22 protein-coding genes are annotated in these 23,822 nt (G+C 50.6%); 5 read left to right on the top strand and 17 right to left on the bottom strand.

Annotated features, from left to right (window positions below; all coding sequences use genetic code 11):
- Positions 1 to 270: 270 nt before the first annotated feature.
- From ACN4EG_RS15040 to ACN4EG_RS15055, 4 genes are all read right to left on the bottom strand, one after another.
- Positions 271 to 1,158 carry a transglutaminase family protein gene (locus ACN4EG_RS15040; RefSeq protein WP_431630607.1) on the bottom strand — a complete coding sequence of 296 codons (888 nt, stop codon included), beginning with the start codon at positions 1,156 to 1,158 and terminating at the stop codon, positions 271 to 273.
- 262 nt (positions 1,159 to 1,420) lie between these two features.
- On the bottom strand, positions 1,421 to 1,603 hold the full coding sequence (locus ACN4EG_RS15045; RefSeq protein WP_431630608.1) for a hypothetical protein: 183 nt from the start codon (positions 1,601 to 1,603) through the stop codon (positions 1,421 to 1,423).
- Positions 1,604 to 1,702: 99 nt separating this feature from the next.
- On the bottom strand, positions 1,703 to 2,653 hold the full coding sequence (locus tag ACN4EG_RS15050) for an alpha-E domain-containing protein (protein WP_431630610.1): 951 nt from the start codon (positions 2,651 to 2,653) through the stop codon (positions 1,703 to 1,705).
- A gap of 356 nt (positions 2,654 to 3,009) precedes the next feature.
- Positions 3,010 to 4,443: a circularly permuted type 2 ATP-grasp protein gene (locus ACN4EG_RS15055; RefSeq protein ID WP_431630611.1), complete on the bottom strand. Its 1,434-nt coding sequence runs from the start codon at positions 4,441 to 4,443 to the stop codon at positions 3,010 to 3,012.
- Positions 4,444 to 5,137: 694 nt separating this feature from the next.
- Here ACN4EG_RS15055 and ACN4EG_RS15060 point away from each other — a divergent pair.
- The 4 genes from ACN4EG_RS15060 to ACN4EG_RS15075 all read left to right on the top strand — a co-directional run bounded on the left by ACN4EG_RS15060 (position 5,138) and on the right by ACN4EG_RS15075 (position 9,950).
- Positions 5,138 to 6,214 (top strand): GDSL-type esterase/lipase family protein, encoded by a 1,077-nt coding sequence (locus ACN4EG_RS15060; RefSeq protein ID WP_431630612.1) that lies wholly within the window; start codon positions 5,138 to 5,140, stop codon positions 6,212 to 6,214.
- Between the two features lie 214 nt (positions 6,215 to 6,428).
- Positions 6,429 to 8,060 (top strand): 2-isopropylmalate synthase, encoded by a 1,632-nt coding sequence (locus tag ACN4EG_RS15065; protein ID WP_431630613.1) that lies wholly within the window; start codon positions 6,429 to 6,431, stop codon positions 8,058 to 8,060.
- Positions 8,061 to 8,249: 189 nt separating this feature from the next.
- Entirely contained in the window at positions 8,250 to 9,050 is an 801-nt protein-coding gene (locus tag ACN4EG_RS15070) for a class I SAM-dependent methyltransferase (protein ID WP_431630614.1), read from the top strand.
- A gap of 63 nt (positions 9,051 to 9,113) precedes the next feature.
- On the top strand, positions 9,114 to 9,950 hold the full coding sequence (locus ACN4EG_RS15075; RefSeq protein WP_431630615.1) for a carbohydrate ABC transporter permease: 837 nt from the start codon (positions 9,114 to 9,116) through the stop codon (positions 9,948 to 9,950).
- A gap of 7 nt (positions 9,951 to 9,957) precedes the next feature.
- Here ACN4EG_RS15075 and hetR read toward each other — a convergent pair whose 3' ends face one another.
- The 4 genes from hetR to ACN4EG_RS15095 form a co-directional block, all read right to left on the bottom strand.
- Positions 9,958 to 10,857, bottom strand: a complete 900-nt coding sequence (gene hetR / locus ACN4EG_RS15080) for a heterocyst differentiation master regulator HetR (protein ID WP_431630616.1) — start codon at positions 10,855 to 10,857, stop codon at positions 9,958 to 9,960.
- A gap of 640 nt (positions 10,858 to 11,497) precedes the next feature.
- Positions 11,498 to 11,764 carry a hypothetical protein gene (locus tag ACN4EG_RS15085; protein WP_431630617.1) on the bottom strand — a complete coding sequence of 89 codons (267 nt, stop codon included), beginning with the start codon at positions 11,762 to 11,764 and terminating at the stop codon, positions 11,498 to 11,500.
- Positions 11,765 to 11,986: 222 nt separating this feature from the next.
- Positions 11,987 to 13,774 (bottom strand): FAD-dependent oxidoreductase, encoded by a 1,788-nt coding sequence (locus tag ACN4EG_RS15090; protein WP_431630618.1) that lies wholly within the window; start codon positions 13,772 to 13,774, stop codon positions 11,987 to 11,989.
- Positions 13,775 to 13,838: 64 nt separating this feature from the next.
- Positions 13,839 to 14,510 (bottom strand): GIY-YIG nuclease family protein, encoded by a 672-nt coding sequence (locus ACN4EG_RS15095; RefSeq protein WP_431630619.1) that lies wholly within the window; start codon positions 14,508 to 14,510, stop codon positions 13,839 to 13,841.
- A gap of 87 nt (positions 14,511 to 14,597) precedes the next feature.
- Here ACN4EG_RS15095 and ACN4EG_RS15100 point away from each other — a divergent pair, with 87 nt between their 5' ends.
- On the top strand, positions 14,598 to 14,825 hold the full coding sequence (locus tag ACN4EG_RS15100; RefSeq protein WP_431630620.1) for a hypothetical protein: 228 nt from the start codon (positions 14,598 to 14,600) through the stop codon (positions 14,823 to 14,825).
- A 324-nt stretch (positions 14,826 to 15,149) separates the two neighbouring features.
- On the opposite strand, the gene ACN4EG_RS15105 is transcribed toward ACN4EG_RS15100, so the two are convergent.
- The 9 genes from ACN4EG_RS15105 to ACN4EG_RS15145 form a co-directional block, all read right to left on the bottom strand.
- On the bottom strand, positions 15,150 to 16,097 hold the full coding sequence (locus tag ACN4EG_RS15105) for a F0F1 ATP synthase subunit gamma (protein WP_431630622.1): 948 nt from the start codon (positions 16,095 to 16,097) through the stop codon (positions 15,150 to 15,152).
- A gap of 75 nt (positions 16,098 to 16,172) precedes the next feature.
- Positions 16,173 to 17,684, bottom strand: coding sequence for a F0F1 ATP synthase subunit alpha (gene atpA, locus ACN4EG_RS15110; protein ID WP_431630623.1), 1,512 nt, complete (start codon positions 17,682 to 17,684; stop codon positions 16,173 to 16,175).
- A gap of 101 nt (positions 17,685 to 17,785) precedes the next feature.
- The gene (atpH, locus tag ACN4EG_RS15115) at positions 17,786 to 18,343 is read right to left on the bottom strand and encodes an ATP synthase F1 subunit delta (protein WP_431630625.1); all 558 of its coding nucleotides are present in this window, start codon (positions 18,341 to 18,343) and stop codon (positions 17,786 to 17,788) included.
- Entirely contained in the window at positions 18,344 to 18,901 is a 558-nt protein-coding gene (locus tag ACN4EG_RS15120) for a F0F1 ATP synthase subunit B (RefSeq protein WP_431630626.1), read from the bottom strand. It abuts the gene before it with no gap.
- A 106-nt stretch (positions 18,902 to 19,007) separates the two neighbouring features.
- On the bottom strand, positions 19,008 to 19,430 hold the full coding sequence (locus tag ACN4EG_RS15125) for a F0F1 ATP synthase subunit B' (protein WP_431630628.1): 423 nt from the start codon (positions 19,428 to 19,430) through the stop codon (positions 19,008 to 19,010).
- 106 nt (positions 19,431 to 19,536) lie between these two features.
- Entirely contained in the window at positions 19,537 to 19,776 is a 240-nt protein-coding gene (gene atpE, locus ACN4EG_RS15130) for an ATP synthase F0 subunit C (RefSeq protein ID WP_190571775.1), read from the bottom strand.
- A gap of 157 nt (positions 19,777 to 19,933) precedes the next feature.
- Positions 19,934 to 20,689 carry a F0F1 ATP synthase subunit A gene (atpB, locus tag ACN4EG_RS15135; RefSeq protein WP_190571777.1) on the bottom strand — a complete coding sequence of 252 codons (756 nt, stop codon included), beginning with the start codon at positions 20,687 to 20,689 and terminating at the stop codon, positions 19,934 to 19,936.
- Between the two features lie 66 nt (positions 20,690 to 20,755).
- Entirely contained in the window at positions 20,756 to 21,196 is a 441-nt protein-coding gene (locus tag ACN4EG_RS15140; protein ID WP_431630629.1) for an ATP synthase subunit I, read from the bottom strand.
- A gap of 226 nt (positions 21,197 to 21,422) precedes the next feature.
- Positions 21,423 to 23,177, bottom strand: coding sequence for an aldehyde dehydrogenase family protein (locus tag ACN4EG_RS15145; RefSeq protein WP_431630631.1), 1,755 nt, complete (start codon positions 23,175 to 23,177; stop codon positions 21,423 to 21,425).
- Positions 23,178 to 23,822: the final 645 nt, after the last annotated feature.

Genomic DNA, 23,822 nt, shown 5'->3' on the forward strand with positions numbered 1-23,822 from the left:
CACCATCCGACAGCGACTCAAGGTCTTGGTAGCTCATCTTCTCTCCACAGAAATGTTGAGGGCAACATTCTTATTCTCCTACCTCCTGCTCTAACTGGCACATCACTCCACTATTCATGCAGGAGGTCTATTGGCGTGTGTGTATTGGCGTGTGTGTACTGGCGCTGTAGATGGTTGAAGTTATAGCACTTTATAGGCTAGCAAATAGGCTAGCCAATCTTTAGTCTTGCAGTCCTATCAGCATCGCAACCCTCTAAGCCTCAACATTCTTTACATTGCAAATCCCTGGGCGGTCTCGGCTACGTCAATCTTCAATTGGTAGGTCAACTCAGACTGAACGCCCCCCGCACAATGAACCCGTCCCGCCACTGGAGAAGTATAGGCCGGCAGGGCACTGGCTACCAAGGCGATGTGCCGATCGCTCACAACCAAGCCATGGGTGGGATCATAGCCCCGCCAGCCCGCACCGGGCAGATAAACCTCCGCCCAAGCATGGAGATGGCGATCGTTAGAATCTGGATCCCCTTCTTGGTAACCACTGACAAAGCGTGCGGCCAAACCGACCGATCGGCAAACTTCCATGAACAGCACCGCGAAATCTCGGCAGGAGCCTTTCTTTTCCCGCCACGTCACCCCTGCGGCAAAGGGATGCCCTGTTTCGCGAATGGTGTATTGGCATTCCGTGTAGATTCGCTGATTCAGTTCATTGAGAAACTGGACAATCTTCCCATTGCTCGTTTCATCAATTTCCTGGGCAAGTTCTACCGCGACGGGATCGAGACTTGCTTGGCCTTCAGCCCGTCCCAAATAGGGCTGCAATTGGCTCCAGAGGGATTTGGGGTAGTCAAAGGGCAGTTCGATCGCCCAGGGTTCCAACAAGTAAACAAAGGGATTGGCCTGATGGGTTTCTACGTGGGACTGGATTGCGATCGTCAACTGTTGCACCGCTTGCATTGGATCGAACCACAGTTTGATGAGTCCATTGCCATCCAGATCGGTGATGTAGGACTGGGCTTGTGGTTCCGGCGTGACGGTGATGGCAAAGCTCTGCAACGTTTGCCAACTATCCGATCGCGGTCGCAGCCTCAGCAGATGGGGCTGCAAGGTCACTGGTTGACTGTAATTGTAGACAGTCGTATGAGAAATTCTGTAGTGCATGGTGGTGTGAAGAGAGGAAACCAGCAAGCTCTAGGATAGTACGAGATTATCCAAGCCGATCAGCGTATTGCTCAGAACCCGATCGCAATGAGTTGCTGTTTTCCGGCAATTCATTCGCTGAACACCTAGGCCACAGCTAACCGTAGCGATCGGTTAAACAATCCGATCGTTGACAGATTGGTTAAGAGTTGCTCACCTGTTGCTCACCTAAGGACAGGGTGAGTCAGATGACGTGACGTGAGTTCGACCAGCAAAATTGTCCTTACACAAATCCCCCCTGCTTGGACGCAGAATTCCCTGGAGTGCCGGGGGAGTAGAGTCCCCTGACAGCAGCAGGCAAGGCAGTTGCCCTAACGCCATGCCAGAGAAAACTGCCTTGAGGGAAGACGGTCTCCGATCGCTGCTGCGCCGCAGTCCCGACATTCGATCCGTACCATGAATTCATCGAACTCACATATCAAACTCACATTAAGATTGGCGATTCCTATCCTATAGATCACCCTTGTCTAGGCCAACTGCAACTTGCTACACTGGCTGCAACTTTCTACACTGGCTGCAACGCAAAAAAGGTTTCGTAAATGCTGGTGTCCACGGCATTGGTGCGTGACTGGATACTATCTAGAAATTCATGCAACCCAGAATCAATCACTTCATCAATCACGAGGTAATCTAAATCCGCCCGTAGTTTCCCTAAAGTGCGTTCCACAGGACTATTCCAGGTGCCACGCGGGGTTCCGGTAATTTCCTGGAGCGATCGCTCCGCCTGTTGCACACAATAGCGAATCGATCGGGGAAAGGTGCGATCGAGCAGCAGAAACTCCGCAACGGAGGTGGGCGTAATACGGTGGGCACCCCGCTTTCGGTACATTTCATAGGCACTCGCTGACTTGAGCAACGCCATCCATTGCAACTCATCTAAGGCAGAACCCACATCCCGCAGCGATGGCAGCAGAATGAAATACTTCACATCAAGAATCCGCGAAGTTTTGTCCGCCCGTTCCAAGAAGCGACCAATTTGCCCAAAATGCCAGCCTTCATTGTGGGTCATCGTGGCATCAGCAATGCCAATAAACAAATGGCTGGCCGATTTTACTTCCTCAAAAAAGGCAAACCAATCCGCCACCGATCCAGCCTTTGCTGTGTCTTGCACAAGATGATAGAAGGCATTGATCTGTTGCCACATTTCCGAAGAAATAATTTCGCGCACCGATCGGGCATTTTCTCGCGCCAACTGCAAACAGGACAAAATCGAGTTGGAATATTCACGATCGAAGGTCAGAAATTGAATGACATTTTCTTCCGTGGCCTCACCATAACGCTCCCGAAATAACTTGGCATCTCCAGTCGTCGCAATAACCGGTTCCCACTGCTGAGTCATGCCAGCAGGCGAATCTAGCACTAGATTCAAATTCACATCAATAAATCGTGCAATATTTTCTGTGCGTTCAATGTAGCGATTGAGCCAGTAAATTGAATTTGCAACGCGACTTAACATAGGATTTGACTAATCAGTGAAGTGAATTAAACGATCGGGCAAACCAAGCACTAAAACCCCTAGCGATCCTTAAAAACCACTCGGTCAAAACCACTCGGTCAAAACCACTTGTAGATTTCTAGGGGTTATATCATTTCTGGGAACTGTCTGTTTTCTTAAACACATCCCTACGATAGTTTAGGGGGTGAATTCCCAATCCGCCAGCAATATTGCTTTAGTTAAATAAAATTAATAAAATTCCTCTCATTTAACTAGTCGGGCTCTAGACTGGAATCGACCTTGAGCTTAAAGCCACACCCCCAGAAGCTCTCCCAGACGCCCCAGCCACGGTTGAGCCCTCCTAGTCTAGGGATTACCTAATCACACACCACCCAAGTATCCTTACTACCTCCCCCTTGAGAGGAATTAACCACCAGAGAACCTTTTTTCAGCGCAACTCGAGTCAGGCCACCCGGATTCACATAAATCTCCTTGCCATAAAGAATGTAGGGACGTAGATCCACATGGCAGCCTTCAAACCTGTCCTCCACCAACGTCGGCACCCGTGAAAGGCTGAGGGTGGGCTGAGCAATGTAATTGCGAGGATTGGCTTTAATTTTTTCAGCAAAGGCTTCGCGTTCGGCGGGGGTCGCATGGGGCCCCACTAACATGCCATATCCTCCAGACTCGTTGGCCGCTTTCACCACAAGCTTGTCTAAATTGGCAAGCACATGTTGCTGCTGTTTGGGTTCCCAACAGAGGTAGGTGGGGACGTTCGATAAAATGGGATCTTCGTTCAGGTAGTAGCGGATCATCTCTGGCACAAAGGCATAAATGACCTTATCATCGGCAACTCCGGTTCCCAGCGCATTGGCCAATCCTAAGCGTCCATTGCGATAAACCTCCATGAGCCCCGGCACGCCCAACAGCGACTCTGGGCGAAAGGCTTGGGGATCAATAAAGTCATCATCTAAGCGTCGATAGAGTACATCTACACGCTTCAGTCCCTTCGTGGTTCGCATTTGCAAATAGCCATCGGCCACAACAAGATCCCGACCTTCCACCAATTCCACCCCCATTTGCTGAGCGAGGAAGGAGTGCTCAAAATAGGCTGAATTATAAATACCTGGGGTGAGCAACGCCACCGTGGGATCGGGCAAGTGTTCAGGGACTAGGTTGAGCAAAGTTTCCAGCAATTGACCGGGATATTCCTCCACAGGACAGATTTTCACCTTTTCAAATACCTGAGGAAAGGTGCTCTTCATCACTCGGCGATTTTCCAAGACATAGGAGACCCCAGAAGGGCAGCGCAGGTTATCTTCCAAAACGAACCAATGGCCATCCCGATCGCGCACCAGATCGGTTCCGGTGATATGGCACCAAATGCCTGCGGGTGGCTTAACACCCATGCAAACTGGATGAAAACCACTGGCAGATTCGATTAATTCCCGAGGAATAATGCCATCGTGAATGATTTTTTGGTCACTGTAGATATCTTGTAAAAAACAGTTGAGGGCGTAAATCCGTTGTTTTAAACCTCGTTCGAGAAAATTCCAGTCCTCCATGGCAATGATGCGAGGAATCATGTCAAAGGGGAAAATGCGCTCGGTGCCCTGGTTATCACTGTAGACGTTAAAGGTGACGCCCATTTTAAACAGCGTAATTTGGGCAGCGGTTTGACGACGCTGCAGTTCCTCCATCGGCAAGGAGTCAATGCGCTGAATCAATGGAATCGCTTCAGGACGAGGTTGCCCTTTTGCAACGAACAATTCATCATAAAAATTGCCTGGATCGTAATCTTCGAATTTCACAGCGGTAGACCAAAAGCGTGACAACAGGTTTTAACGGTCAGTCGTGACTGGGATAAATCGTGACTGGGATAAATCGTGACTGGGGTAAATCATGACTGGGGTAAATCGTGACTGGAATCAGTGATGGCTAGGATGAATGGGGGCTAGGGTCAATCGTGATGGTCAAACGGAATCGGGACGGAGCGATCGAACCGAACCGTGAGCGGTCATAGGGGGACCCAAAACGGAACCGAATCTAGAGGGGGCTTCATTTCTCGATACGCTTAATCTATTGATATAGTGTCAGCAAGCACTGACATTCTGTAACGGGTTTAACGAAGCAGATTTATCGCCTGACTCAGGAAAAATAAGTAGTCATAGAGCGCAGCGAATGTGGGCTGGGCAAGGCAATGAATCTATCAATTTCGTTGTGATTGATACAGCGTTTAACAAATGTGGTTGATACAGCGTTGCACGAAAACGATCGTCAGATGTAAGTAACTGGTGGGAAAGGGATGCGAGATAGGGTGGCAATTTTGCAATCCGGTTTCGCAGAGTTTTTCGGTTGGTTGGACTAGATAACGGACGGATTTGCAGAAGCCCAGGCAAACACCATAGAAAGCTCTATTCAAATTCTAATTTTTCCTGAAAAGCGACAAAAGTTGGGATAAGAGAAGGGTATTTGTCACATCCTGGTTTTGATGAGTGAGTTGCGATGAGTGATTTGTGTCTATTGGCAATTAGCCTAAGCCAAGCACCCGGCCAACGCACGGATTCTCCGATCGTGCCGCCGTCTACCTATCTCCAGTCTTCCCGACAAACGCCTCGACCCACATCTCAGAAAAAAATTGTCGTTCAGCCTAGGGTTCCGCACGAGTTGGCTCAAAAGCCTGAGTTTTCGCGATCGTCGGATTCTCCAATGAGATCTACTTCGGGACTGCCCACCAAAGCGACGCCCAAAGGCCCAACTGCTGCCAAACTAAAAACCGCGTCCCTCAAAACGACCTCGAAAAGAATCGCGATCGCCCCAAACCCCCAAACCCGGATCTCACCACGATCGGGCATTCAACTCTATCGGCAACGCTTAACCTCCCTGCGCCAGGGGCGACTCTATACCCGGTTGCCTGTGGATAGTTTTTATGAAGCTTGGCGATCGGCCCAGGGCCAGCCGACCTACCAACAATGGCGACGGTTGCTCAGCCTGGAAGCACGGGCTGTTTCCCGTCGGCAGGACAAGCGACCGTTGATGGTTATGGTCGGGGATTCCCTCAGCCAGTGGTACCCCAGTGATTATTTGCCCAGTCGGGATATTTGGCTCAATCAGGGCATTTCCGGTGATACCACCCGAGGCATTTTGCAGCGGCTAGATGATTTTGCGACAGCGCGCCCCGATCGCATTTACGTCATGGCGGGGGTGAATGATTTAAAACGGGGGGCGAGTGATCGGGAAATTCTGCAAAATTTGGCCAAAATCATCGCGCGGCTCCAGCGCCAGCATCCCCAGGCAGAAATTGTGGTGCAATCCATTTTGCCGACCCGCTCATCAATGATCCCCAACGATCGCATCGAAACCCTCAATCAGCAATTAGCACAACTCACCACTCGCCAAGGCGCAGCCTTTTTGGATCTTTACCGCGAATTTGTCGATCGGGATGGTTATCTCCAGCAACAATTGAGCACCGATGGAATTCACTTGAATTTACAAGGCTACCAGGTTTGGCAAACCGCCCTCAGCCAAGCAAAACCCGCGATCGCCTCGCTGGTTCGCAAACCCCAGGCCAAGAACGGATAAGTTACAATGTAATCTTGTATTACACCTTCAAGATCTCGTATTACAATAGAAGCAGCCTGTGATCGCAATGACCCATTGCTAGCAGGTTGCTTTTGTATTTGGGGTCATCTTCGACTGGTACAAGTTGCTTAGTGCGAGTTGCTTAGTGCGAGTTGCTGTACGAGACCACCCCAACCTTTAAGTTCACTATGAAATCTAAACGAGTAGTCGAGCCATGAAATTTTCTCCGAATGTTGACCGCATCATTATTTTCGATACCACTTTGCGGGATGGCGAACAGTCTCCCGGCGCTACGATGAACGTGGACGAAAAACTAGCGATCGCGCGTCAACTGGCTCGACTTGGCGTGGACGTGATTGAAGCGGGGTTTGCCTTTGCCAGTCCGGGGGACTTTGAAGCGGTTAATAAAATTGCCCAAACGGTCGGGACGGAAGACGGCCCCGTAATTTGTAGCCTTGCCCGCGCGACCCAAGGGGATATTAAGGCCGCTGCGGAAGCGATCGCCCCTGCTTGTTACCGCCGGATTCACACCTTCATTGCCACCTCCGACATTCACCTGCAATATAAATTGCGCAAAACCCGCCAGGAAGTCTTGGAAATTGCGCCGGAAATGGTGGCCTATGCCAAGTCTTTTGTGGATGATGTGGAATTTTCCCCGGAAGATGCTGGCCGATCGGATCCTGAATTTCTCTATCCGGTGTTGGAAGCGGTGATCGATGCTGGGGCAACGACGATTAATATTCCCGATACCGTGGGTTATACGACTCCGGCGGAATTTGGCGCGCTGATTAAAGGGATTAAGGAAAATGTCCGCAACATCGATCGGGCAATCATTTCCGTCCACGGTCACAACGACCTCGGCTTAGCGGTTGCCAACTTCCTGGAAGCGGTCAAAAATGGGGCGCGTCAGTTGGAATGCACGATTAACGGCATCGGTGAGCGGGCGGGTAATGCAGCATTGGAAGAATTGGTGATGGCGTTGCATGTGCGGCGGCAATATTTCAATCCCTTCCTGGGTCGGCCTGTGGATTCCGAAGCATCCTTGACCAATATCAATACCCGCGAAATTTATAAAACTTCCCGTCTAGTCTCCAATACTACGGGAATGTTTGTGCAGCCGAACAAGGCGATCGTAGGGGCTAATGCCTTTGCCCACGAATCCGGCATCCACCAAGACGGCGTCCTGAAAAATAAGCTGACCTATGAAATCATGGACGCTCAGTTAATCGGCTTGACGGATAACCAAATCGTTCTGGGCAAACACTCTGGCCGCAACGCCTTCCGGACTCGCTTGAGCGAACTGGGTTACGAATTGGCCGATCAGGAGTTGAACAAAGCCTTTGTCCGCTTCAAGGAACTGGCGGATAAGAAGAAAGAAATCACCGATTGGGATTTGGAGTCGATCGTTAATGATGAAACCCAGCAACCGCCGGAAATGTTCCGCCTGGAAATGGTGCAGGTGTCCTGTGGCAGCAATGCCCAACCCACCGCAACGGTGAAAGTCCGCAACCCCGATGGGACGGAACTGATGGATGCGGCGACCGGAACTGGCCCAGTGGATGCGGTTTATAAGGCCATTAATCGGGTCGTGAATGTGCCGAACCAGTTGATTGAGTTTTCGGTGCAATCGGTGACAGCAGGCATTGACGCGATCGGGGAAGTGACGATTCGCCTGAAGTACGAGGATCGGATTTTCTCCGGTCGATCGGCCAATACGGATATCATCGTTGCGTCAGCCCAGGCTTATATGAATGCCCTGAATCGGCTGTATAGCGTCTTGCAAGCGGGGGATATGCACAAAACCAATGCTCAACGGGAAGCGGGTCTGGAAGCAGCTAGCGTCTAGTTCCGTTGGGCGCGCTGCGGTAAGAAACGCCTAGATTCTGCCATGGTCTAATTCATCGACGATCGCCCCTTAGATTATCTCTAGGGGGTATTCTTTTGTTGGGAAGTAGTCCCATCCCGGCATAATAAAGCAAGGTTTTGCCACCCTTGTTCCGCAATCCCTATCTCGCAATCCCTATTTCGAACCACTATGCAAGACGATCTTCTCCAGCGCGAACAGCAATTCCACGACCAATGGGCGAGCACGATCGATGTGGATGGCATCCGGGTCGCGGACTACTTTGAAGCCTGTACTGCTCCGGAAAATCGCTTTATTCTGAAGCATTTAGGCGACGTACGCGGGAAGTTACTCCTTGATCTGGGCTGCGGGGCAGGGGAAAACAGTGTGTATTTTGCGAACTTAGGCGCGCATTGCGTGGCGTCGGATTATTCCCCTGGCATGGTGGAAGTGGCGCTGAAGCTGGCTGAGAAAAATGGTGTTCAGGTAGAGGGTCGGGTGATTAATGCCATGGCGATCGACTATCCGGATAACACGTTTGATATTGTCTACGCTGCGAACCTGTTGCACCACATTCCCGATCCCCTACAAACCATTCGAGAAATTCATCGAGTGCTGAAACCGGGGGGAAAGATGTGCTTTTGGGATCCCTTAAGACATAATCCTGTGATTAATGTCTATCGAAAAATGGCAACGGAAGTGCGAACAGAAGATGAAATGCCATTGCATATCAACATTGTGCGAGATGTGCGTCAACTGTTTTCGGCCACGAAGTTTGATACCTTTTGGATCGCAACGCTCTGGATCTTTTTGCAGTTTTACCTGATTGAAAAAGTCAATCCCAATCAAGAACGCTACTGGAAGAAGATTATCATCGAGCAGGATCGTCTCAAGCCGGTCTATAGCTTCCTGGAACGCTTGGATAAGTTTATTAAGAAACTTCCTTTGATGAAACGGATGGCCTGGAATCTTGCGATCGTAGCTACTAAATAACGACTGCTCCATCGCCCAATACCGTTACTCAAGAGAATCACTCAACTTGTTCTGCCGTGACCTATGCCTAAACTGCCTTGGAAAACGATCGTAACCTATCTCTTATTAGGCGCGATCGCGTTACTGATGCTGATTCCTCTAATTTGGCTGATTAGCACGTCTTTAAAATCTCCCACGGAGGATCTCTTTCAGTTTCCGCCACAGTTCATTCCCCAGCAGCCCACCCTCGTCAACTTTGTCAAAGCCTGGAACGTAGATCCCAATACTCCCTTCAGCCGCTATTTCATCAATAGCATCATTGTTTCAGTCTTAACCGTAGGATTAAATCTACTGTTTTGCTCCCTTGCGGCCTATCCTTTAGCTCGGTTAACCTTTAAGGGACAGAAAGCAATCTTTGCCGCGATAGTCGCAACGATTCTCATCCCATTTCAGATCGTGATGATTCCGTTGTTTGTTTTATCGAATCAGCTACATTTGCAAAATACCTATCTAGGCATTATTTTCCCTTCGATCGCCTCGGCCTTTGGGATTTTTCTGTTGCGGCAAGCGTTTCAAGGGGTTCCAAAGGAATTGGAGGAAGCTGCTCGAATGGATGGCTGCTCAGAATTGGGAATTTGGTGGAATGTCATGCTGCCGTCCGTGCGACCGGCTTTAACCACACTTGCGATTTTTGTATTTATTGGCGCTTGGGGCGATTTTCTCTGGCCATTAATCATCACCGATCGACCCGAGATGGCGACGTTGCCATTAGGCGTGGCCAAGTTAAATGGACTCACCGATAGCGACTTCCGCCTCATTGCAGCAGGATCGGTACTTTCAATCGCGCCGATTCTGGCGTTCTTTTTGGTGATGCAAAAATATATCGTGCCAACCGATGCAGGCAGCGGTGTCAAAGGCTAGTACAGGGCTAGTCTTCTCGAACACCTAAGGCCATCTGAACGATAAAAGGATTGCCCCCATCTTGATGGTAGCGATCGGCCCACTGCCGAATAATTTCATCTAGTTCTTCTAGGGCACGATCAACCTTTTCCGGCGGAATATCCAACGCTTCCAAGACCCGCATATACCGAGGTTGCCGATCGGCCCAACCCTTCAATAGCCGGAAAAAACGTGCGGTATCTTCCACCATGACATAGGTTCTTTCTTCCTCGTCATCGGGGGAATAGGACGCGCGGGTTAAGGCATAGAAGGGCATTCCCCAAGGTGACTCAATGCGAGTCACGGTGCCGGAATAGAGCAAACGCCGCTTGATATGTTCTGCCAAGGCTTCACTTAAGGGCATCCGTTGTTCCCGAGGCAATTCTTCCTGCGATCGAGAATGCAGGTATTCGATTAATTCTAAAAACTGAAATGAGTTGATCAGCTGTGCATCCGGCAAATGAGGCGGTAACTTTTGCTCTAGATGCTTCTTCTCGTCTGAAGTCAGACTACTGGAAGAAATCCGTGACCGACCGGGTTGCCAAGGGAAATTCTCCATCCAGACGTAGGGTAACTGGATCAGGTAGCGAGGTTCCTGGGAACCTAGCATTTTCAAGAGTTTGCCTTCCGTTAACGCTTGACCGACTTCTTCAACGATCGCTTTAACTCGCTTTGGCTCAATATGGTGCAGATGCCCCGTCATCCGGAGATTGCCATCTTGCTCCAAGTAAGTCATGTAGATCGCACATTTGGCCGCCGTTGCCGCCGCATCCAAAAATGCCCCGTGGCGATGGCCACCGGTACGCATCGCACTGAATGCTAGGTACAGCATGATCTGATCCATCGCACTTGGACTAAGTAGTTTGATCAGATCGAGGTCTTTAGTCATAGGTCAGCATCTACAACGTAACAGATTTACCAGGTTAACCAATCGAGCCGAGGACTCAGTCCATCATCTGAAAAGATAATGGACAAACTATACCACCGATTTTGCAATCCGTAGAGTTGAAACAGAACTCAACTTATACTAGCAACTGGCTGTGTTTCCATCTTTTACCTTGATGGAGACTTTAACATCCTTTTACTCGGCGTATCCCCTTAGCATACCCACTTATGTCAGGTTCGTAACATTCATCTAGGCTGAATGGGAAAAAATGATAGGAAAACGCATTTCCTGGAGTGGGAAAAGGGTTTTGTCGGCCTATGCATCATCGCTTTGACACTTTTTTGCTATGAGTGAGGTGGCTATGAATTAGAAGAACGCATCGCAATGAAGTGTGCTCAAAAATAAAACTTTGTGCGAGATCGCAGAACTCGTTGCATAGCAGTCTTGAGAGCAACGATCGAGCTCAGTAATTAGGAATAACTGATATCGACTGACTGATTCAGTCGTCTTACATCCGAGACCTAAACCTCATCACGGCAGAAACTTACAGTAGGCTGTATCCAGTTATCAAGAAGTTTCTCAAACTCTGCACGATCGAGGCTGACGGGGTAGAAGTGGTCTAGAGGAATTGCCAACTTTCTCCTTAGACAATTTCTACACGACCACTGCCCCGATGGGCAACTTCGACCCGTCCACTCCCCCGATAGTTAGGAGCTTCCATACGACCACTGCCCCGATGGGCAACTTCTTCAATGCGACCACTGCCACGGTAAGCAACTTCTATACGACCGCTTCCCCGATAGCTAGGAGCTTCAATGCGACCACTACCACGGTAGGCAACTTCTTCAATGCGACCACTGCCCCGATGGGCCATAATATCGCTGGAGCCTAAAGCACTTACAGAAACCATCGTACCGGTTAGCACCGTTGCTGTTATTAAAAGGACACCGGTGAGTCCAATTGAAAATTGAGAGCGCATAAGCTTGGTCTGTCTTGGTATGTATCTAATCACTCATACAAAGTCTCCGTAGACAGATCAGGAAAAGATTTCAGAAATGATGAACATTTTCTGCTTCGATCGCCCTCAACAACGAAATCATATTTTTATTTTTCTAGAGAAGTGTTTTTAAAGTCACAGGACTGATTCGATCGCTTGAACCCGAATCCATTGCCCAGCTAGGTTCTTCTCTCCCCAGACTTGTAGGGATTGACCGGGAATCAATTGATTAAGGAGAGCGTTAACTTCGGCGAGAAGCGTCACGAGTTGATAATCGTGCTCACCGACTTGAAAATGGTAGGTGTGTGATCCGCTCTGCGTGAAAATACCGATCCAACTTTCACCTTTGCCACGATCGAGGAGTAAAGGGGTTGCCGGTGCATAGCCGCTATTGGGATAGGCATCAGGACGATCGAGATAATAGGTTTGCCAGGTTAACCAATCAGGATGTTGTAGGGGGACATTAAAGAGAGGAATGACCGCAGCAGGCGCTTGGGCATCCGTTAGTAGGGCATTTTGTAACGTCCGAATGGGTAGATTTCTGGGTACACAATCCAGTTCTACACACAATGCAGCGGCCATGCCTGCGGCCTGTCCAATTCCCAACACTAAAGGTTGCAGGCGGGTGGCTCCATTGGCCATGTGGGTGACAGAAATATTTTTCTCACAGACTAGAAATCCATCGATCGTCTGGGGAACTAGAGCACCGTAGGGAATGGTGAACGGGGTACCTGTCCAGCGTCCGCCCCATTGGATGGATTTAGGCTTAAGGGGAATATCGCCACTGGGATAGTGATGATCGTTGGCGTAGTTCCCGATCGCGATGGCGGTACAAAGACTATCTACATTGGCACAGCCTTCGGCACAGACCTGCATGGGTAACGCCGCAACTTGGCCTCGGGCGATCGGTAGAATATCTTGTTCCCGTACCGTTACCATACCTTGCAGCCGCCGACTTTCCCGGAAATAGGGATGGAGGGCAAAGGCGGAATTGCGATCGACGGAGGTTGGAAGGGACGGGGGAAACGTGCCTTCAGCAAGCCCATAACGCTGACCGAGGGTTTGTTGAATAAAGTAGGCAAAGGCCCAACTATGGTTATAGGCTGCTTGGAAAAACGCTTGGCGAGCGGTTGTATTGCCTAAAAGCCGCTCTAAACCTTCACCGTAGTCATTGCCGTGAATCGGCCAGTTAATCATGAAGCGATTTCCCGGCAGGCGACCGTAGTTCAAAAATTTCTCGCCGCCGTACTGTTCCCACGCTTTGGTAAAGGGGGCTGGATTGTAGTTGGGCGGAATAGGAATCGCTGGGGCTGATTGATCTTCTCCATAGTCCTGCATCACCACGACCCAAGTGGGCGCTTGCACCGGATAGCGCTGCATCCAGTCAGCCATTTCCGCAGGGGCGCTGGGTTCCTGAAAGTCCTGGTGCAGTTCCCAGCCCCAGCGATGGGGAATGGCACCCAAGGCCAGTAAATCCCCTAATTCCGTACCGTCGATCGTGATTTGCGCGGTAATTTGATAATCCTGGAATTGCACGCCAGTGATGCGATCGCCCGTGCGGAGAACCGCGATCGGGGTTTGTCTAGTAATCCAAGTTAAGTTTGGCAGTGCCTTAACCCAATCGGCAAAAATTTCTGCGCCGATGCGAGCTTCGTAGGTAAAGAAGCTGACCCAGGCATGATCTAAGCCTTCAGGTTGCCGTGTTTGCAATTCCCGCAGAAATTGTCCCCAAATGCCGGTTTGCCAAGCCTGCAACTCATTCCCATCGGGAGCGGTGACGCCTGCACTGGTTAACATGCCCCCTAACCACTCAAATTCACTCACCAGAATCACCTGAGCACCCCGGCGGGCAGCTTGGATGGCGGCTGCGGTGCCCCCGGTTCCTCCACCGACGACTAGAATTTGAGTCTGCAATGTTTTCATGGGTGCTCTGCGCTTTCCAACTGATTGATGCTCTGCGGATTATGCTCGAAGAACTATTGACGAACTATTTATGCTCGACAAAGGGAGTGCCCCAAAAAGCCCAGTTTTCTTTGTTGAAGGGCGATCTCCATTTGTAGATTAGGGTAGACTCCATTTTCTGGCGCGATCGAGCTTGCTGAGGAGCATCCTGCCAGAAAGCAATGCCTAATTGGGTTGGTAAATTATTGTTGTAATGAGCTTGTTGGTAGTGTAGTAAATAGCGTTTGCAGTCATGTTCGCCTTTCCATCGCTGATTGGATTTCACAGTTTCACCCACATACAACAGGATAGGTAATGTGTAGTCAAATACAAAGTACAACGCTGAAACACCTAAATCTTCTGCTTTCCAGCGCCAGAATTGCGTATTTTGTTGCGGAAGCTCAAAGGGATTGAGCCGATCGGGATCGGTTGTTTGACTAGGCGGTGTCGAGAGGCCAAAGTCAAATAGAGATCCTTGGGCAATCGCGGGGATAATCTCGACTGCTGTTTGATACTCCAGGATGCGCTGTTTCCAGTCTGTCAGAGCAGTCGCATCCATTTCTAAGGTCTGAGATCGTTGGGTGAGGTAGGTACCTGCCAGTTCCTTGGCGGAAAAGAGGGATGGTTGTTCAATCTGTGGGGGAGTAGGCGTACTCTGAGCGATGGGAGAGGGCAAAGATGAATGATCCGAGTTTTGTGAAGTACGGTACTTGGGCATCGATCTTGCTCCTGCCTGTTAGTGAACAGAACGGAGTCAGGATAGCATAGAGAGAACCGTTTGCCCATGTACTTGACTCTCCTTCAAATGACTGATTTCTTGACGGATTTACAGGCCGCTTTTCTGAATCATTCCGGTTGGATAATTGCGATCGCAGGAATTTTACATCTTGTGATCGGTACGGTTGCGGCAGCGATCGCAGTTCAAAAAGGTCAATCCTGGCAACGCTGGCTTGTCATTGGCTGGATTGGTGGAACCCCTGCGTTGATTGCAGCTTTGCGCTTGCCCAAATTAGCGAATCAAGTCGATCGCTAAGCACACCCAAAGAGGCTAATCAAAAACGTGCGTTCGACAAGCGAAATAGTCCCTCACACATCCCTTGGGTGTCGGGGGAATAGAGTATGACATTGCAGGGGGACGGGGAGAAGTTCCCCGATCTTCACTGCGTAACAGCCCCCGACGATCGCGCCGCACCCCAAATTCATCGAACTCCCGTCACGTGCATAAAAATCAAGCTAACAAAAAGGACTCAACAGCTTTGTTGAGTCCTCACCAGAAGATTAAAAATGTACCTGTCAAACGATTGTCTGAATGGCATCTGGAATATCAAATGTATTCAGCCCAATTCGCTTAATCCAATTAGTTGAGAGCGCTGGCTCCAGCCACCACTTCCAACAGCTCTTGGGTAATTGCAGCTTGACGAGCTTTGTTGTAAGACAGCGTCAAGGTACCAATCAAGCTCTTAGCGTTGTCGCTCGCGTTATTCATTGCAGTCATCCGAGCTGCCAATTCACTAGCAGCCGCTTCTTGCAGTGCCCGCAGAAGTTGATTATTCAGATACAACGGCAACAAAGCATCCAAAATTTGCACAGGATCTTGCTCAAAAATCATATCCTGAGGCAAGTTCTGCAAAGGTGTTGTGACCTTTTCCCGTTCTACTTGGAAGTCTCCCCCGCGTACGGTGAGACGGAAGATTTCATCATCCTGCACTTCCAGACCTTGAGCATCTAGGGGTAGCAAGGTTTGTACCACCGGACGAGAGCTAATCAACGACACAAACTTGGTGTAGATCAACTCAACCCGATCGACATTTTCCGACAGGAAGGACGACAGAATAGCATCCGCAATTTCAGCAGCTTCTTTGGCGGTGGGGATTTGTTCTAAGCCAGTGTAGTTGGCATCGATCGTATAATCCCGGCGCTGGAAGTATTGAGTCGCTTTCCGACCCACTACAAACATCCGCACAGAAACGCCTTGAGCTTGCAGTTCCTTCGCCCGTTGCTCTGCCCGTTTGATCACATTAGCGTTGTAACCGCCGCAAAGACCGCGATCTCCGGAAATAACCAATAGACCAACGGACTGCACTTGACGTTTTTTCAGCAGCGGCAAATTGGCTTCTTCAAACTTCAAGCGGCTTTGCAGACCGTGCAGTACCTGGGCCAAACGATCGGCAAAGGGACGAGTGGCCGTCACTTGCTCTTGGGCGCGACGAACCTTGGCCGCTGCCACCAAGCGCATAGCTTCCGTAATTTTTTTGGTGTTTTTGACCGACTGAATCCGGTCACGAATGGCTTTTAGGTTTGGCATCTTTTTGTTCCTCTAATCGGGTGAACGATCGTTCACCCGACATAAACCTCACTGATTTGACTTAAGTGACTTAACTTAAGCGGCGAAGTTCTTCTTGAACTCAGCGATGCCTTCCTTCAGCAGCGCTTCAGCTTCATCATCCAGGACTTTGTTGCCTTGAACGATTTCCACATAGCGGGGCTTGCTGGTCTTCAGGTACTCGCGCAGACCCTTGTTGAAGTCCACCACTTTCTCAGCCGCCAAGTCATCCAAGTAGCCGTTAATCCCAGCGTAGATGATGGCAACCTGCTCGTTCAGCAGCAGTGGGCTGAACTGAGGCTGCTTGAGGATTTCCCGAAGGCGCTTACCACGAGCCAATTGGTTTTGGGTGGCTTTATCCAAGTCAGACGCGAACTGAGCAAATGCTTCCAATTCTGCAAACTGAGCCAGTTCCAGCTTCACCTTACCAGCAACCTTCTTCATGGCCTTGGTTTGAGCAGCGGAACCAACCCGAGATACGGAGATCCCTGCGTTCACCGCCGGACGGAGACCGGAGTTAAACAGGTCAGTGGAGAGGAAGATCTGACCGTCGGTAATGGAAATAACGTTGGTGGGAATGTATGCAGAAACGTCACCGGCTTGGGTTTCGACGATCGGCAGTGCTGTCATGCTACCACCACCCAGCGCATCGCTGAGTTTTGCAGCCCGCTCCAGCAAACGGCTGTGGAGATAGAACACATCCCCAGGATAAGCTTCACGACCGGGCGGACGACGCAGCAACAGCGACATTTGACGGTAGGCCTGAGCTTGCTTGGACAGGTCATCATAGACCACCAAGGTCGCTTTGCCCTTGTACATAAAGTACTCAGCTAGGGCTGCACCGGTGTAGGGAGCCAGGAATTGTAGAGAGGCGGGATCGTTGGCGTTAGCAGCCACGACGATCGTGTATTCCATAGCACCGCGCTCTTGCAGCACTTGCACCACGTTCGCGACGGTGGAAGCCTTTTGACCCACGGCAACGTAGACGCAAACCACATCTTCACCTTTCTGGTTCAGGATGGTGTCCACAGCCACGGAAGTTTTCCCGGTTTGACGGTCACCGATGATCAGTTCCCGCTGGCCCCGACCGATGGGGATCATGGAGTCGATCGCAGTAATTCCGGTTTGCATCGGTTCACACACGGACTTCCGGGCGATGATCCCAGGAGCCATGGATTCAATCAGGCGGGATTCATTGGTGGCGATGTCACCTTTACCGTCGATCGGGCGGGCCAGGGAATCGACCACACGGCCAATCATGGCATCACCCACAGGAATCTGGGCAATCCGACCGGTGGCGGTCACCGTGGAACCTTCGGAGATGGAGCGGCCATCGCTCATCAACACCACCCCGACGTTATCTTCTTCCAAGTTGAAGGAGATACCAACGGAGCCATCTTCAAACTCCAGCAGTTCTCCGGCCATTGCCTGTTCCAAACCATAGACGCGGGCGATACCATCACCCACTTGCAGTACGGTACCGACGTTGGAAACCTTTACGTCTTGGTTGTACTGCTCGATCTGTTGGCGAATAATGCTACTAATTTCGTCAGGTCTAATCGCTGCCATGGGATTGCTCTCTTTACAACGTTACGGATGAGGGAAGACTTACAAGAAAAGCGTTGCGGGTATCGAACGCAGGCTTTGGTTCAATGCAGGCTTTGGTTCAACTAATTCGCACCGGCAAGGCGGTAGGAAATTCGGCGCAGTTGTCCCCGTAGGCTTGCATCAATGACTTGGGAACCCACCTTGATGATGACACCACCAATTAGGCTGCTATCAACGGTGGTTGCCATATCGACCTGGCGAGCACCAGTCATCGCGATTACCCGATCGCGAATCGCTTGCTTTTGACCATCATTGAGTTCAACCGCAGAGGTGACTTCTGCCAGTACGGCTTGATTCAACTTACGAACCAGAGCCTGAAATTCCTTGCAGATGCCAGCCAAAAAGGCAATGCGACGTCGATCGATCAGCACTTGCAGAAAATTCTGCGTAAAGGGATTGATCTTGCCGCCAAACAGGCTAGCAACAACGCCCTTTTTAGCTTCATCTTTGATAAAGGGGTTTTCAAAGAACTGAGCCAATTCGTCCGCATCTGTGATGGTTTCTAAAATCAGGTTGATATCGTTACTGATGTCACCAACCAAATTATTCGATTGACCCAGGGATAGCAGAGCTTGGGCGTAGGGTTCGTACACTTTAGAAGTCAGCAGACCACCTTTCATTTACTGACCTCCTAAGAGTGCAATACTGCGATCGACCAACCGTTGTTGGGCATCGTCATTCAACCGACCGGGCAACTGAGCTTCTGCCTGCTGCATAGCCATCTCAGCAATGCGCACCCGTAATTCATTGAGAATACGAGCTTGCTCAACACTGAAGTTGGCTGCGGCTTCTTGCTTCATACGAGCCACTTCTTCGGCTGCGTTGGCCAAAATGGCTTCCCGCGCCCGTTGGGCATCGCCTTCTGCCTTGGCCACAATTGCCGCTGCTTCTGCTTGGGCATTCTTGAGCTTTTCCTGTTCCGCAGCCAGTAACTTCGCGGTTTCCGCACGACGCCGTTCTGCTTCGGAAAGGGCTTGTTCGATCGCCGATGAGCGTTCACCCAGGGTTTTGCTTAAGAAACCACGACCAAAATAAACCAATATACCGATCACAATGGCGAGGTTGACTAAATTGGCTTCAATAATATCGAAATTGAAACCAAAGCCTCCCTCAGCCGCTTCCGCCATTTCTGAGGCTATCAAAGAAGCCCCACTGGCGAGTTGTAAAAAAATATCCATGACACCAACTCACAACTGCGCCGAAAACATTTCGTAGAAATAGACAAAACAATCTAAAAACCAGAATCAAGAGCGCTTTCTGAATTTCAGATCCGAATTTCTATCACTACACTCCAACTAAAAGCTTGTTTAGAATCTCTTGGCTCAGGGCATCAACTTGCTGTTCCAGCGCTGCCATTGCAGTCGCCTTTTCAGCATCTAGCGCCTTCGTGGCTTGTTCTCGTTGGGCGATCGCTTCAGCCTGGGCAGCCGCAATTTGATCATCTGCAATCTTTTGTGCTTCAGCTTGCGCCTTTGCAATGATTGCTTGATACTGACGACGGCTATCTGCCAACTCCTTCTCGTATTGTTGAGTAATGGCGTTGACCTTCTCTAACCCTTCCTTTGCGCCTGTTTGACTGGTACGGATCAGCTCCGCACGGTCTTCAACCACCTTGGTCAAGGGTTTGAAGAAGATGGCGTTCAGGATCACCATCAGGAGAATAAATTGAACTGCCATCAGCGGCAGTGTCGCATCAAAATCAAACATGATTGATTGGCTCGTGGGCTAGGACTGCAAGACATGGGCAATGGGTCACGGGCTTACTGAGAGAAACTCCTTCGACCATGACCCACCCCACAACCAAACTCAAACCTTATCTGAAGGGGTTTGCGAACAGCAGTACAAGCGCGATCACCAGACCGTAGATGGTCAGGGACTCCATGAACGCCAGGGTCAGCAGCAGGGTACCGCGAATTTTGCCTTCAGCTTCAGGCTGACGAGCAATCCCTTCAACGGCGCTACCAGACGCATTACCTTGACCAATACCAGGGCCGATCGCAGCCAAACCGATTGCCAGAGCCGCAGCTAGAACGGAAGCGGAAGAAACATCCATGGTGACTTTACCTTTAACGTAAACAAACGACAATTTCAAGTCAAATGAACGTGAACAGTATCACGCGCCGCGATACAGCGTATCACGTTAAGGGATCGACATATCAATCCGGGGTTCAACGCTTGATTAAATCAAATTCAATCAAGGATAAACAGGTTTAAGCATGCTCTTCATGCTCATCGCCGTGCCCTTCCAGTGCTTCATGAATGTAAGCACCAGCCAGGGTTGCAAATACCAAGGCCTGAATTGCACTGGTAAACAGTCCCAGCAGCATCACCGGCAGAGGTACAAACAACGGCACCAGAAGCACCAGCACACCCACAACGAGTTCATCCGCCAAGATGTTTCCAAATAGACGGAAGCTCAGGGAGAGGGGTTTGGTAAAGTCTTCTAAGATTGCGATGGGGAGCAGGACGGGAGTTGGTTGCACGTACTTTCCAAAGTAGCCCAAGCCTTTTTTCTTGAAGCCAGCATAGAAGTAGGCGATCGAAACCAATAATGCCAGAGCAACTGTGGTGTTGATGTCGTTCGTGGGGGCAGCCAGTTCACCTTCCGGCAACTTAATGAGCTTCCAGGGCACCAGCGCACCCGACCAGTTCGCTACGAAAATGAATAGGAACAGGGTTCCAATAAAGGGCACCCAAGGCCGATATTCTTTTTCACCCAACTGGTTACGAGCTAAATCACGCACAAACTCCAGCGCATATTCCATCAGGTTTTGCGCCCCTTTAGGCACCTTTTGGATATTCCGAGTCGCCAGCAACGAGGCAATGATCAACAATGCCGCGACGAACCAAGTCGTCAAGAAAACCTGCCCGTGAACCTCGAGATTGCCGATATGCCAATAAAAATGCTGACCCACCTCCAAGCTGGCGAGGGGCGCAATATTGAGCGTGTCTAAGAAATTAAGCATCTCAGTTCAAGCGGCTTTTCCCAAAGGTTGTGGGATGGATGATCCCAAATCGTTACCAATCACTCGTTACGAATTCGCAGAACGATCGGGAACGAAGAGAATACGCAGGGTGTAAATAATCAAGGTTGCTTTGTACGTCAGGAACCCTAAAAAGATTGGTAGGATACTGAGTTGCTTCAGCTGCGAGGCGATAATCATCACGCCCACAAAAACCGCAATTTGCGATTTTCCGACCGCGCTGGCTCCTTGACCTAGCTTCTCGACATTTTTACCCAGTAACCTCAGATAAATGACTCCTGTAAATGCGCCCATCAAATAATTGAGAGCAACATTCAAGCCATAAGAGAACCACACCGCTGGAAAGATAATCCCCATAAGAACAAGGGTTGTCACGATTAGCTCACGCTGTAGGGCATAGTACTCGTCCATAGAACCGGAAGATTGCTGTTCCTCTTCCATGGGAGATTCTGCGATCGCGTCAACACTGGTTTGAGGGGTCTCCTCCATAGCAAAAATGGTAAAACTGAAGTTTGCGATTGTTCGCCAGATCCGGCTCGAATGCAGTACACACGGCTTTTTCGTGGCAAAACTAAACCACTGGTGATCATATCATGAGGGGGTAACAATACTTAAACATCGGAAATTGAGGATTTGGGAAATTGATTCCCGATCGCACTGAGGGCAGGGGGCAAGCGATGTCTGCCCATGGGATGGACAATCTTAGGACAGGAATTTAGCCTTGCAATCCGACGATCGCGACTTGCAAAAAACGCAACCAACTCGGATCCACTGTGAGTTTCAGAAAGGCTTGAGCGGTGGCTTTGAGGGTGCGGTGATCGACGAACCAGGTGGGCAAGGCAAGGGGACGAAAGGGCAGTCTCAGCACAGATTTTTGGGGATGATCCAACAAATAAGTATTGTGGACAAAGCCCTGGCCGGACTGGATCTGGTGTAGGGAGTTACCGGGGAATGCGCCCCAGGCCAATCCTGCAAAGATAAAGGCTGCCCCGGCCCAAGCGTTGATGCCAATGACGCCGTATTGGAGGGTGGCGATCGCGGCTTCTAATTCCGCTGAGGATTGCCGTTGGGTACGCGGGTCAATTAAGACCATGCAGCCCAGGTTACCTGCCACATGGTGATTGACAAAGTCCACGGCGGCGGAGAGAAATTCGGCGGCGGTGCGGGCGGCGATCGTGACTTCGGCGAGGACGCCACAGAAGGCTTCTTGGGTCAGGGCATATTCTCCGGCTTGGGCGGGGATGTTGGGCAAGATCGTCCAGGGTAGGTGATCGGGGGGGGGTTGCGGCGCGGTTGGATCGCTGAGGACTTGGTGCTGGGGATAGGCGGCGCAGAAGGCTTGGTGGCGTGCTTGGGCACCGGGGTAGTAGGCTTTGCGGGTGGGGGTTTGGGCGAGGGTTTGGTGGAGGAGGGTTAAAAATTCTTCCCGTTGGGGCCAGTCTTGGGCGAGGACGAGGACTTTGCCTGCGACGCAATCAAAGCTGCCATTGTGGGCGACCATGCTGGCGATGTGTCGCGCTTGAAATTGCAGATCCGATCGCGACCAGTGACCGGGAACGACCAGGATGGGGGTGACGCCGCCGAGTTCGGAGGAGATGGGTTTGTTGAGTTTGGGTTGACCTGTGGCTTTTTGCTGTTCGGGGTGTTCGCCCCAAACAATTTTGTCGTGGGTGGTTTCGGACCCGGTGATGTGGATGGTGTCGATCGCGGGGTGTTGGCAGAGGTAGGCTCCGGTTTCTGCGCCGCCGTAGACGATCGCGAGGAAACCATCGGTAATGAGGGGGGCGAAGACCTGCTCTAGAAATGGCCCGATGTAGGCGTTGACCGGGTTCATTTTCAGCAGGACGGTATGGTTTTCGGCAAAGAGTTGATGGATGGCGTCGAGGGGGGCGATGCAGGAGAGGTTACCTGCGCCGAGAACTAAGCAGAGTTGGCCGCTGGCTGGGGGCCGGTTGTCTGATGGGGTTTGGCTACCTAATTGTTCGGGGGTGGAGGGTTGCCGATAGATTTTGCCTTGGCTGGGGGGACGATCGGGGTCTAGCCAGACTTCGCCACGATAGCCCAGCAGCAGCAAGCGTTCCATGGAGTTTTCTGGGAAGACTTGGGCGATCGCTTGGCCTTGGTATTGGCGCAGGCAGGGCGATCGGGGTTGGCCGGATTGCCAAGTTTGCAGGGTGGTGATCAGCGATCGAAGGCCCATGGCGGTTCCAAGGGGGCCAGCAATCCATTCTTCTCCGGCGATCGCGGCGTTGGGGTCGAGTCCTTTGGCTTGGCAGGAGGCGGTGGCCCAGGATTCGGCAATGCGATCGAGGGTGGCTAGGCATTGCTTAAGGTAAGTAATCCGTTGGGAGATCGAGATGTTTAACCAATCCTGTTTGTGTTGCGTTAATTGATGAAGAGTGCGATCTAGAACATCGGGGGCGGTGGGTTGGGGCTGGGGTGATGAGAATTCCATAGATGGAACAAGCATGGCGTTTACAGGGGGTATTCCAACTTTATGTGAACGTTAGGGATTACGTCCAATTGGGCTGAATGGATCGCCGTCCTGAATTGGCTCAAATGTTCAAAGCGATTTCTCCTTCCCCGATCGCGGGTGTTTCATCCTTCTAAATCCCACTTAATAAGGGAGGCTTTGAGAGAATTTTTGATTTTTCAGCTCATATTATCAATATTCAATTTTACGTTAGTCACATATTGCTTGCAGCATTCTTTTTAACGTCGATCGTGCGTGTTCGATACCCCTAGATCCCCCTGTTGAAGGGGGACTTTGAGAGAATTTTTGATTTTTCAGCTTTACGTTAGTCGCGTATTTCTTGCAGCATTAGTCGTAACGTCGATCTCGGGTGTTTGCCCCCCTAAATCCCCCTACCCTGCGGGAAGCATAGCTACAAAAGGGGACTTTGAGAGAATCAGACTAAAAGTAGAGATTTTACCAACTCTCCTCCAATTTCCTCCCACTTTCTCCTGTTCCCCCTTTATTTCTAGCGTTAGCGGCGCGTAGCGCGGGGGCTAGGGGGGATCCTCACCCCCTAGGGAAAACTGCTCGATTTCACTGGCCCCAACGCCCGATCGTGCATCATCATGCCCACGTATCACCAATCAGAACCCGGCACCG

This window comes from Alkalinema pantanalense CENA528 (assembly GCF_050753345.1).
Classification (GTDB): domain Bacteria; phylum Cyanobacteriota; class Cyanobacteriia; order Leptolyngbyales; family Leptolyngbyaceae; genus Alkalinema; species Alkalinema pantanalense.